This is a genomic window from Actinomadura sp. NEAU-AAG7 (assembly GCF_018603865.1).
GTDB lineage: Bacteria > Actinomycetota > Actinomycetes > Streptosporangiales > Streptosporangiaceae > Spirillospora > Spirillospora litoris.
Genome location: NZ_JAHFZY010000003.1, coordinates 880234 through 890972, shown reverse-complemented (window position 1 = coordinate 890972; position 10739 = coordinate 880234). Strand labels below are relative to the sequence as shown.

Annotated in this window: 9 protein-coding genes; 5 read left to right on the top strand and 4 right to left on the bottom strand. The window is 76.8% G+C overall.

What is annotated here, in order from left to right; translation table 11 throughout:
* Positions 1 to 23: 23 nt before the first annotated feature.
* The 3 genes from KLI87_RS18670 to KLI87_RS18660 are packed head-to-tail and all read right to left on the bottom strand — an operon-like array spanning position 24 to position 2987.
* Positions 24 to 722, bottom strand: a complete 699-nt coding sequence (locus KLI87_RS18670; protein ID WP_214618018.1) for an HAD-IA family hydrolase — start codon at positions 720 to 722, stop codon at positions 24 to 26.
* Positions 712 to 1815 carry a Gfo/Idh/MocA family protein gene (locus KLI87_RS18665; RefSeq protein WP_214618017.1) on the bottom strand — a complete coding sequence of 368 codons (1104 nt, stop codon included), beginning with the start codon at positions 1813 to 1815 and terminating at the stop codon, positions 712 to 714. The genes KLI87_RS18670 and KLI87_RS18665 overlap by 11 nt, the downstream gene beginning before the upstream one ends.
* Positions 1812 to 2987 carry a DegT/DnrJ/EryC1/StrS family aminotransferase gene (locus KLI87_RS18660; protein WP_156218223.1) on the bottom strand — a complete coding sequence of 392 codons (1176 nt, stop codon included), beginning with the start codon at positions 2985 to 2987 and terminating at the stop codon, positions 1812 to 1814. Before KLI87_RS18660 ends, KLI87_RS18665 begins: the two co-directional genes overlap by 4 nt.
* A 192-nt stretch (positions 2988 to 3179) precedes the next feature.
* On the opposite strand from KLI87_RS18660, the gene KLI87_RS18655 reads away from it, so the two are divergent.
* From KLI87_RS18655 to KLI87_RS18635, 5 genes are all read left to right on the top strand, one after another.
* The gene (locus KLI87_RS18655; RefSeq protein ID WP_242887707.1) at positions 3180 to 3611 is read left to right on the top strand and encodes a type II 3-dehydroquinate dehydratase; all 432 of its coding nucleotides are present in this window, start codon (positions 3180 to 3182) and stop codon (positions 3609 to 3611) included.
* Positions 3608 to 4534 (top strand): ROK family protein, encoded by a 927-nt coding sequence (locus KLI87_RS18650; RefSeq protein ID WP_214618016.1) that lies wholly within the window; start codon positions 3608 to 3610, stop codon positions 4532 to 4534. Before KLI87_RS18655 ends, KLI87_RS18650 begins: the two co-directional genes overlap by 4 nt.
* Positions 4518 to 5555 carry a 3-dehydroquinate synthase gene (locus KLI87_RS18645; RefSeq protein ID WP_214618015.1) on the top strand — a complete coding sequence of 346 codons (1038 nt, stop codon included), beginning with the start codon at positions 4518 to 4520 and terminating at the stop codon, positions 5553 to 5555. Before KLI87_RS18650 ends, KLI87_RS18645 begins: the two co-directional genes overlap by 17 nt.
* 1 nt (position 5556) lies before the next feature.
* A complete protein-coding gene (locus KLI87_RS18640) occupies positions 5557 to 6354 on the top strand; it encodes a shikimate dehydrogenase (RefSeq protein ID WP_214618014.1) in 798 nt (265 codons plus the stop codon).
* 77 nt (positions 6355 to 6431) lie between these two features.
* Positions 6432 to 9176 (top strand): BTAD domain-containing putative transcriptional regulator, encoded by a 2745-nt coding sequence (locus KLI87_RS18635; RefSeq protein WP_214618013.1) that lies wholly within the window; start codon positions 6432 to 6434, stop codon positions 9174 to 9176.
* Here KLI87_RS18635 and KLI87_RS18630 read toward each other — a convergent pair.
* Positions 9167 to 10600, bottom strand: coding sequence for an MFS transporter (locus KLI87_RS18630; protein WP_214618012.1), 1434 nt, complete (start codon positions 10598 to 10600; stop codon positions 9167 to 9169). The two genes, KLI87_RS18635 and KLI87_RS18630, sit on opposite strands and share 10 nt — an antisense overlap.
* Positions 10601 to 10739: the final 139 nt, after the last annotated feature.

Here is a 10739-nt window from a genome sequence, read left to right as displayed (position 1 = left end):
CGGGCAATCCCCTAACCGTCCCCCTAAGGGTCCTTACGCGCGGCAGGGGCCGCGGCGGGAACGGAATCGAGGGGCGGGCCCAGCAGGCCCAGCAGGTCGGCGGGGCGGCGCAGCACCGCGTCCGGCCGCTCGGCCAGCAGCGGCGCGGGATCGCCCTCGCCCCACAGCGCGGCGACCGCCGCGACCCCGGCGCCCCGGGCGCTGCGCAGGTCGGTGACGGCGTCGCCGACCATCACCGCCTCCGCCGCGCGGACGCCGAGCAGGTCCAGGGCGTGCTCGACGATGTCGGGCGCGGGCTTCGGGCGCGGCACCTCGTCCGAGCCGATGATGTGCTCGAAGTGCCCGGCGATGCCGAGCACGCGCAGCAGCGACCGCGCCCTCGGCCCGCTCTTGCCGGTCGCGACGGCGAGCCGCAGCCCGCGCCGGTTCAGCTCCGCCAGCAGCGGCCCGACGCCGTCGAAGACGGTGACCTCCCCCGCGAGCCGGTAGCTCTCCCGGACGAACGGCTCCTCGATCTCCGCCGGCAGGCCCATGATGCGCATGATGTCGGGGAAGTAGCGGCCGAGATGCTTGCTGTACTCCTCGAACGGCGCGGGGCCGTCGCCCATCACCTCGGCGTAGGCGGTGCGGAACGCGCGGCGCATCACCTCGAAGCTGTCGACGATGACGCCGTCGAGGTCGAAGACCACCGCGCGCGTCACGCCGGGGAGCTCACCGGCCATGCCCGGCCCCCGCTCCCGCCAGCTCCGGCGCCCGCCCGGCCGACCGCGCCGAGTCGTACAGCCGCTCGATCGCCGCGATCATCTCGCGGGCCCGCCCGATCGCCGCGCCGCCGCGCGCCGGGTCGGCCAGCAGGCCGGGCAGCTCGTCGAGCTGGCGGGAGTACTCGGCGCCGACCGGCTCCCCCGGCACCGGCACGGCCCGGGTGACGCCGCGCCCGGTGCGCACGAGCGTCGAGGACTCCTGCCGGTTCGTGCTGAACCCGAACGTGCAGCGCAGCGCGGCCGTCCCGGCGCCGCCCTCGACGGTGATCGCGGTGACGTCGCGGGCCTCGTGCGAGGCCCAGCTCGTCCGCAGCGCGACCGAGACGCCCCGGTCGGTGACCAGGAAGCCGCGCGCGGTGTCCTCGACGTCGCCGGCGGCGAGCGGGCCCGGGGCGCCGTCCCCGGCGTCCTTCCAGCGCGCGCGGCGCGAGTGGTCGTTGACGAAGTCGGCGGAGACCGTCCCGACGACCTGGTCGAAGACCACCGGGCCGAGCAGCGGCTCGACGGTGTCGAGCAGGTGCCAGCCGAGGTCGAGGAGCGCGCCGCCGCCCGCCTGCTCGCGCCGGACGAACCAGCCGCCCGCCGCGGGCACGCCGTGCGCGCGCACCCAGGACAGGTCCACGTGCCGGATCGGGCCCAGCTCGGCCGCCAGGCCCAGCAGCGCCTGGACGTCGGCGCGGTACCGGGCGGCGCTCCCGGCCAGCAGGACCGCGCCGCCCTCCCGCTCGGCCGCCGCGAGCCGGTCGGCCTCGGCCACGCTGAGGCACACCGGCTTCTCCACGAAGACCGGCACGCCCCGGGCCAGCAGCCGGGCCGCGACGGGGCTGTGCAGGTGGTTCGGGACGGCCACCACCGCGAGGTCGACCAGCGCCGGATCGAGGTCCTCGACGGAGGCCACCGCGACCGGCGCCCCCGCCGCCGCGCGCGCGTCCGCGTCGGGATCGACGACGGCGGTGACCGTGTAGCGCTCGTGCTCGTGCAGCCGGGGCAGCCAGATCCGCCGCCCCGCCCAGCCGAGGCCGACCAGCGCGACCCTCAGCCGGGCGCTCATTTCGCGGTGCCCTGGCGCGCCGTGGCGTCCGCGACGGCGGCGGCGACGATCTCGGCCACCCGGTGGATCTGCTCCTCGGCCGCGAGCAGCGTGCGGTGGTGCAGCCAGACGCCGTCCGCGGAGAGCGCGTCGGCGTTCGGGCAGCGCGCGGCCAGCTCGTCCACGGTCGCGTCCGGCGCGCCGGTCTCCCAGAACGCGTCGGTGCGGTAGATCGCGCGGAACACCACGAACGCGGGCACGCCGCGGGAGACGAGGTCGTCGACGAGCGCGTCGCGCCGCTCCCCCGCCAGCCCCGGGACGCGGAACATCGCCATGTAGTGCGGCACCCGGTCGGCGCGGGGGTCGCGCCCCTGCGGGACGACGCCCGGGATCTCCGCCAGCAGCCGGGCGAGCAGCGGCGCCCGCCGCTCCCGCGTGTCGGCCTGCTCGTCCACCCGGCTGAGCTGGGCGCGCAGGACGGCGGCGGAGAACTCGTTCAGGCGGAAGTTCGACCCCGAGGTCCGGTGCCGGTAGCCGCGGTCCTCGCGCGGCCGCCCGCAGCTGTGCCGCAGGAACGCCTCCTCGTAGGACTCGCGGTCGGGGAAGGTGACCGCGCCGCCCTCCCCGGCCGTCATCAGCTTGCCGTTCTGGAAGCTGTAGGCGGCGACGGAGCCGAACTCCCCCACCCGCCGGCCGTTCCAGCGGGCGCCCTGGGCGTGCGCCGCGTCCTGGACGAGCGGGACGCCGCTGTCGGCCGACAGCTTGGCCAGCCCGTCCATGTCGGCGATCTGCCCGGCCATGTGCACCGGCATGATCGCCCGGGTGCGCGGCCCGACCGCCCGCTCGGCGGCCGCCACGTCGATGCAGTAGGTCTCGGGGTCGACGTCCACCGGCACCGCCACCGCCCCGAGCCGCTGCGCCGCCTGCGAGGAGGAGATGAAGGTGAACGCCGGCACCACGACCTCGTCGCCCTCGCCGACCCCGAGCACCTGGAGCGCCAGCTCCAGGGCGTGCGTCCCGTTCGTCACGGCGAGCGCGTGCCGGGCGCCCTCGTGCTCGGCGAACTCCCGCTCGAAGGCGTCGACCTCGCCGCCGCCCATGCGCCACCACTGGCCCTGCTCCAGCGCGCGGATCAGTCCCGCCCGCTCCCGCTCGTCATACTGCGGCCACTCCGGCAACCCGATATCGCTCATCTGCGCCACGTCCTCCGCGAAATGCGTGCCCGACTGTGCGGCAAACCGTCCCTCAGCGGGGATTTCATCGGCACCGTACCCAAGCGGCGGACGTTTTTCATATCCCCTATCCACCCCCCTATATTTCCCTTGCCCAAGGGATGCGACGCCCTTTCACCCATCAATTGCGCGGCGCATGTTATAACAGCGGTCGTGCAGTTGCTTTTGTTGAACGGACCGAACCTCGGGATTCTCGGACGCCGGGAACCGGAGATCTACGGGACCGACACGCTGGCCGACATCGAGTCCCTCGTGCGCGCGGAGGTGGCGGCGCGCGGCTGGGAGGTCGTGTCGGTGCAGCGCGAGTCGGAGGGCGAGCTGATCGAGGCGGTGCACGCCCGGTGGGACACGGTCGGCGCGATCGTGAACCCGGGCGCGCTGATGATCGCGGGCTGGGGGCTGCGCGACGCGCTCGCCGCCTACCCCCGCCCGTGGATCGAGGTGCACCTGTCGAACGTGTGGGCGCGCGAGAGCTTCCGCCACGAGTCGGTGCTGGCGCCGGTGGCCGACGGGGTGGTCGTCGGGCTGGGCTCGCTCGGCTACCTGCTCGCGGCGCGGGCGCTGACGGCGCTGGTGCCGCGGTGACGGGGGCCGCGGCGAGGGAGGCCCCGGCGCGGCTCGGCATCGACGTGGGCGGAACGAAGGTCGCGCTGCGGCTGGCCTCCGGCGGCCGGGCGCCCCGCGACACCGCGTTCCGCTGGCCCTCGGGCCGCCCGCCGGACCCGGAGGCGGACTGGGCCGCGCTGGCCCGCGAGGTCGCGCGGCTGCGCGCCGGGGCGCCGGTCGGGGCCGTGGGCGTGGCGCTGCCCGCCACCGTCGGGCCGTCGGGGCGCGTCACGGCGTGGCCGGGCCGCCCCGGCTGGGCCGGGCTCGACGTGGGCGCGCGGCTGCGCGCGCTGTTCCCCGGCGCCGCCGTGCGCTGGGCCGACGACGGGGACCTGGCGGCGCTCGCCGAGGCGGAGCGGGCGGGCGCGGCGGGCGTGGTCTACCTCGGGGTCGGCACGGGCGTCGGCGGCGGCGTCGTGCTGGACGGCGCGCCCGTCACCGGCTGCGAGGTCGGCCACCTGGTCGTCGACCGGTCCGCGCGGGAGGAGCGGTGCGACTGCGGCCGGTTCGGCTGCGTCCAGGCGGCCGCGTCGGGCCCCGCGATCCTGCGGCGGGCCGCCCGCCTCCGGGGCCGCGCGGTCGCGTTCGCGGAGCTGCGCGACGCGCTGCCCGCCGGGGAGGGCTGGGCGGCCGGCGCGCTGGAGCCCGCCTTCGACGCGCTCGCCGCGGCGGCGACGAGCCTCGGCGAGCTGTTCCACCCGGAGGTCGCCGTGCTCGGCGGCGGGGTGGCCGCCGCGCTGCCCGGGTTCACCGAGGCGGTCGCCGGACGCGTCGCCGCGTACGCGCGTCCGGGGTACGCGCCGCCGCCGGTGCGGCGGGCGGAACTGGGCGGTCTGTCGTCCCTGCACGGCGCCGTGCTGCTGGCGGAACGAGAGGAGGCCCACCGTGGCCGGACGAGGTGAGCGGGCCGTCAAGGTGGAACTGGGCGAGCGCGCCTACGAGGTGCTGATCGGGCCCGGGGTGCGCGCCGCGCTGCCCGGGGTCGTCGCCGGGATCGGGGCGCGGCGCGCGGTCGTCGTCTCGGCCAGGCCGCCGGAGTGGACGCCCGACCCCGGGGTGCCGTCCACGGTGGTCCAGGCGCGGGACGGGGAGGTCCACAAGACGCTGGCGTGGGTGGAGGAGCTGTGCCGGCGCTTCGCCGACGCCGGGCTGACCCGCTCGGACGCGGTCGTCTCCTGCGGCGGCGGCACCACGACCGACGCCGTGGGGCTGGCGGCGTCCCTCTACCACCGGGGCGTGGCCGTCGTGCACCTGCCGACCTCGCTGCTGGCGCAGGTGGACGCCAGCGTCGGCGGGAAGACCGCCGTGAACCTGCCGCAGGGCAAGAACCTCGTCGGGGCGTACTGGCAGCCCCGCGCGGTCCTCTGCGACACCGACTACCTGGAGACGCTGCCCGAGCGCGAGCGGGTCAACGGGTACGGGGAGATCGCGCGCTGCCACTTCATCGGCGCGGGCGACCTGCGCGGGCGACCCGTCGAGGAGCAGATCGCCGCGAGCGTCGCGCTCAAGGCCGCGATCGTGGCCGCCGACGAGCGGGACGCGGGGCCCCGACACCTGCTCAACTACGGGCACACGCTCGGCCACGCGCTCGAACGCGCGACCGGCTACCGGATGCGGCACGGCGAGGCGGTGGCGGTCGGGACGGTGTTCGCGGGCCGGCTCGCCGGGCTCCTCGGCCGGATCGGCCCGGACCGCGTCGCCGAGCACCGCGCGGTCGTCGCGGCGTACGGGCTGCCGACCGCGCTGCCCTCCGGCGCCGGACGCGACGCGGGCGCGCTCGTCGACCTCATGCGGCGGGACAAGAAGGCCACGGACGGGCTGGCGTTCGTGCTGGACGGCCCGCGCGGCGCCGAGCTGGTGCGCGACGTCCCCGAGTCGCGGGTCGCCGCCGCGCTCGCGGCGATGCCGGTCGGGGAGGGCTGAGATGGGGCGGATCACCGGGACCACCCGGCTGCTGGCCGTGCTGGGCGACCCCATCGAGCAGGTCCAGGCCCCGGCGCTGGTCAACGCGCTGCTGGAGCGGGTCGGCCGGGACGCCGTCCTCGTTCCGGTGCACGTGCGCCCGGCCGACCTGGCGGAGGTCGTCGCGGGGCTGCGGCGCGTCGGCAACCTGGACGGCCTGCTCGTCACCGTCCCGCACAAGATCGAGATCTGCCGGTACGCGGACGAGTTGGCCCCGGCGGCGGCGTTCACCGGCAGCGCCAACGCCCTCCGCCGCGAGGCCGGCGGGCGTTGGCGCGCGGACAACTTCGACGGCGCCGGCTTCGTCGGCGGTCTGCGCGGCGCCGGGCACGACCCGGACGGCCGCCGGTTCGCGCTGGTCGGAGCCGGCGGGGCCGGAGCCGCCGTGGCGGCGGCGCTCCTGGAGGCCGGCGCCGCGCACCTGTCGGTCTGCGACACCGACCCCGGCCGCCTCGACGCCCTGCTCCGCCGCCTCGCCGGGCGCTGGCCGCGCCGGGTGACCGGCTCGGCCGCGCCGCGCGTGCGGGACGCCGACGTCGCGGTCAACGCGACCCCGCTCGGGCTGCGCCCGGACGACCCGCTGCCGTTCGACCCCGCCGCGCTGCGTCCCGGCGCCGTGGTCGCCGACATCATCATGCGGCCCCGGGAGACCCGGCTGCTGCGGGCGGCCGCCGCGCTCGGGCTCGCCGTCCATCACGGAATCCACATGCTCGATCACCAGCTGGAGTGTTATGCAGACTTCTTCCGTATCGACCGCTGACGCCTTCCCAATACAGATAAACTCGATAGAATTAGTATGAAATATGAAGAGTCGAGACGAGCGAGAGGGGGATCCCCTTGCGATTCAGCCTGCTCGGCCCGCTGGAGGCGCGGCGAGACGACCGGCCCGTCCCGCTCGGCGGGGTCAACCAGCGCGCGGCCCTGGGCTTCCTGCTGCTGCACGCCAACACCGTGGTGTCCACCAGCGACCTCATCCGCGCGCTCTGGGACGATCCCGTGCCGCCCACCGCGCGCAAGATGGTGCAGAACGCGATCGCCGCCGTGCGCCGCGCGCTCCCCGCGGACGGGCAGGTGGCGCTCCGGACCGCCCCGCCCGGCTACCTGCTCCGCGTGGATCCCGGCGACATCGACGTGACCCGCTTCCACGCGCTGGTGGACCGGGGCCGCGCCGACTTCCGGGCGCAGCAGTGGGAGCCCGCCGCCCGGCGGCTGCGTGAGGCGCTCGCGCTCTGGCGGGGGCCCGCGATGGCCGACGTGACCGAGACCGGCACCGTCTGGCCCGAGCTGACCATGCTGGAGGAGACCCGGCTGGCCGCGCTGGAGGACTGCCTGGAGGCCGAACTCGCCCTCGGCCGCCACCACGCGCTGATCGGCGAGATGACGTCACTGGCCGAGGAGGAGCCCGCCCGCGAGCGGCTGTGCGGCCTGCTCATGCTGGCGCTCTACCGCTGCGGGCGGCAGCCCGAGGCGCTGGCCGCCTACCAGCGCCTGCGCGACATCCTGCGGGACGGCTTCGGCCTCGACCCCGCGCCCGAGCTGCGGGACCTGGAACGGGACATCCTCAACCAGCACCCCGGCCTGGCCCCGCCCCTGCGCACGGCACGCGACGCGGCGGTGACCATCGAGGGCGCGGTGGCCGCCGAAGGCGCGGAGGCCGCCGCGCCGGCACCGGAGCGGGCTCCCGGTCCCGCGGGCACGCGGCGCTCCGTCTCCGAGCGCAAGCGCGCGAGCGTCCTGCAGGTGCGCACCCGCGTGGACGTGGGCTACGGCGACTCCGAGTGCGTGGACGAGGCGCTCAACGAACTCGCCCGCGTCATCAACGAGGAGGCCCGGCGCTACGGCGGGCTGGTCCGCGAGACGCTGGGCTCGGTGCGTCCGGTCGTGTTCGGCTTCCCCCGCTCCCACGAGGACGACCCGGAACGTGCCATCCACGCGGCGCTCGCCATCCGCGAGCGGATCACGCGGCGGGTCTCGGCGTTCCTCGGCGTCCAGATCGCGATCGCCACCGGCGAGGTCCTCGCGACCTACCGCGACGAGGGCGACACCGTCCCGGCGCAGCTGTCGGGGACGGTGCCGCACGCGGCCGAGCAACTGCTGGCGCACACCCCGCCCGGCACCATCCGGGTGTGCCGCGCGACCGCCCGCGCCGCCGGCCTGCCCCCGCTCCCCGAGGGCGACGACGTCGCCGCGGCCGGGCGCGAGCTGACGCTGCCGCCGCCCGCCCCGGCGCCCCCCTCGGCCGGCACCGGCGCACCGCTCCTCGGCCGGGACCGCGACCTCGCGATCCTCCGCGGCCTGCTGGGCGACGTGGAGCGCAGGCAGCGCCCGCACATGGCCACCATCCTCGGCGAGCCCGGCATCGGCAAGAGCCGCCTCATCGCCGAGTTCGTCGCGGGCCTGCCCGGGCCCGTGCTCGTCGGCCGCACCCCGCCGTACGCGGGCGAGCCCCTCGCGCCGCTCGCCGACACGCTGCGCTCGCTGCCGGACGGCGCGGACCCGGCCCTGCGGATCGAGCGGGCGCCGGCCGAGGCCGGCGGGGCGGAGTGGCGCCGCCACATCACCGGCCTCGCGCTCGACACCCCTGTGACGATCGTGCTGGAGGACCTGCACCGGGCCGACGGCGCGCTGCTGGACCAGGTCGAGGACCTGACCGAGCGGCTCCCCCCGGTCCCGCTCCTGATCGTGGTGACGGCCCGGCCCGAGCTGCGGCAGTCGCGGCCGCGCTGGGGGTGCGGCAAACGCGACGTCACCACGCTCACCCTGGACACGCTCTCCCCCGAGGACGCGGGCGCGCTCCTGCCCCGCGCCTCCGACCCCCAGGTGCTCGGCCTGGTCGGCGGCAACCCCCGGCACGCGGAGGAGTACGCGCGCGCCGTCCGCGCGTGCACCGGCGGCGCGAACGACGGCGCCCCGCCCGTCCCCGCTCGGCTGCGCGCCCTGCTCACCGCCCGCATCGACACGCTCTCGCTCCCCGAGCGCGCGGTCCTGCGGGACGCCACGTTCTTCCAGGGCCGGGTGCGGGTCGAGGGCGTCGCCGCCCTCTCCGGCCGCACCACCGAGGAGACCGCCGAGATCCTCTACGCCCTGGAGCGCAAGGACTTCCTGGTCCGATGGCGCCCCATCACCACGCCCCTGGTCCCCTCCGGCTGCTTCTGGGGGGAGGACCCGCCGCGCGCCCCGGAACGGGCCAGCGACCGCGAGTACTCCTTCCGCCAGCCGCTCCTGCGCGAGATCGCGCACGCCCAGCTCCCACGCAGCCAGCGGATCGCCGGGCACCGGCGCGCGATCGCCTGGATCGCCACGCTGCCCCCCGGCGAGGTCGACCTCCTCGTCCACCACTACCGCCAGCTGGTGGTCCTCAACTCCCCGCAGCTCGCGAACGACGTCGCGCGGCAGGCGCGGCACGCGCTGCTGGACGCCGAGCGCCGCGCGACCGCCGCGGGCGCCCACGACACCGCCGCCCGCTGCCGGCGGGCCGCACGCGACCTGCGTCCGGCGCCGCCGCCCCGGCCGGCGCCCGCCCGCGCCGCGTCCCGCCGCGTGCGGCGGGTGGGCGACCCGCCCGTCGCCAGCTACAACTGACCGTCCGGACGGCGGTCGCGCGGCAGCGTCAGCGCGACCGCCGCCGCGAGCGCGACCAGCACCGCGCCCGCGACGAAGCCGAGCCGGTAGCCCTCGGTCAGCGCGGCGCGCCGGGCGGCGCCGGCGGCGCCCTCGTCACCGGTCGCGGCGGCGGCCAGCGCCGCCATGGCCGCGAGCCCGAGCGCGCCGCCGACCTGCTGCGCCGTGCCGGTCACACCGGAGCGGACCCCGGAGTCGGCGTCGGACGCGCCGGTCATCGCGAGCGCGGTCGCCGCCGGGAGGACCAGACCCGCCGAGACGCCGAGCACCAGCATCGCGGGCAGCGCGTCGACCGCGAACGCGCCCGCGTCCGGCACGCGGGCCAGCCAGCCGAACGCGAGGATCCCGGCGCCCAGCCCCGCGAGCAGCACCCGCCGCACGCCGAGCCGGACGATCAGCGGCCCGGCGAGCCCCAGCGAGGTCGCCCCGATCACGGCCGAGGCCGCCAGGTAGGCGAGCCCGGTCTCCAGCGAGTCCAGGCCGAGCACCTCCTGGAGGTAGAGCGTGACGAGGTACTGGAACCCGAACATCGCGCCGACGAACAGGGCCTGGAGCAGGTTCCCTCCTGACAGCGCCCGGGACCGGAACATCGACAGCTCCAGCAGCGGGGCCGCGGCCCGCCGCTGCCGCAGCACGAAGCCCGCCAGCAGCGCCAGGCCCGCCGCCGCGAGCGCGGCGGAGACCCCCGCGCCGAAGCCGTCGGGCCCGAGACCGCCGATCGCGAGCACCAGCAGCATCAGGCCGCCGGTGACCAGCGCGGCGCCGAGCAGGTCGGCCCCGCCGTCCCGGCCGCCGCCGTGGTCGGGGGCCAGCGTCCCGCGGCCGAAGGCCAGCAGCAGCGCGCCGATCGGCAGGTTCACCAGGAACATCCACCGCCACCCGGCCAGCTCGGTGAGCACGCCGCCGCCGAGCGCGCCGACCGAGCCGCCGCCCGCGGCCACGAACGCGATCACGGTGATGGCCCGGACCCGCTCCCGGCCCTCGGGGAACAGCACCACGACCATCCCGGTGATCACCGAGCCCGCCATCGCGCAGCCCACGCCCTGGACGAACCGCGCGGCCACCAGCGGCGCCGCGCTCCCGGCCGCGCCGCACAGCGCGGACGCGGCGGTGAACACCGCGATGCCGCCGAGGAAGACCCGGCGCCGTCCGAACAGGTCGCCGAGCCGCCCGCACAGCAGCAGGAGCCCGCCGAAGGCGACGAGGTAGCCGTTGACGACCCAGGACAGCTCGGCGCCGGCCAGGCCGAGGTCCTCGCGGATGCGCGGCAGCGCCACCGCGACGCCGGTGCCGTCGACGATCAGCATGAGCTGGCCGGTGGCCAGCACCGCGAGGGCCGGGCGGCCCGAGCGCGCCGTTCTCACCGCGGTCTCCGCGACGTCCATCGAGCCCCCTTCTTTGCCGCCGATTGTTCCGCCCGCGATCCAATTCGGGTAGAGGGAACATCGGTGTTACCACGGGAAGGAAAAGTGCCTTCTTTCGCCGCCCGCGGAGATCGTGAACAATTGGGTTCAGCCGAAAGAC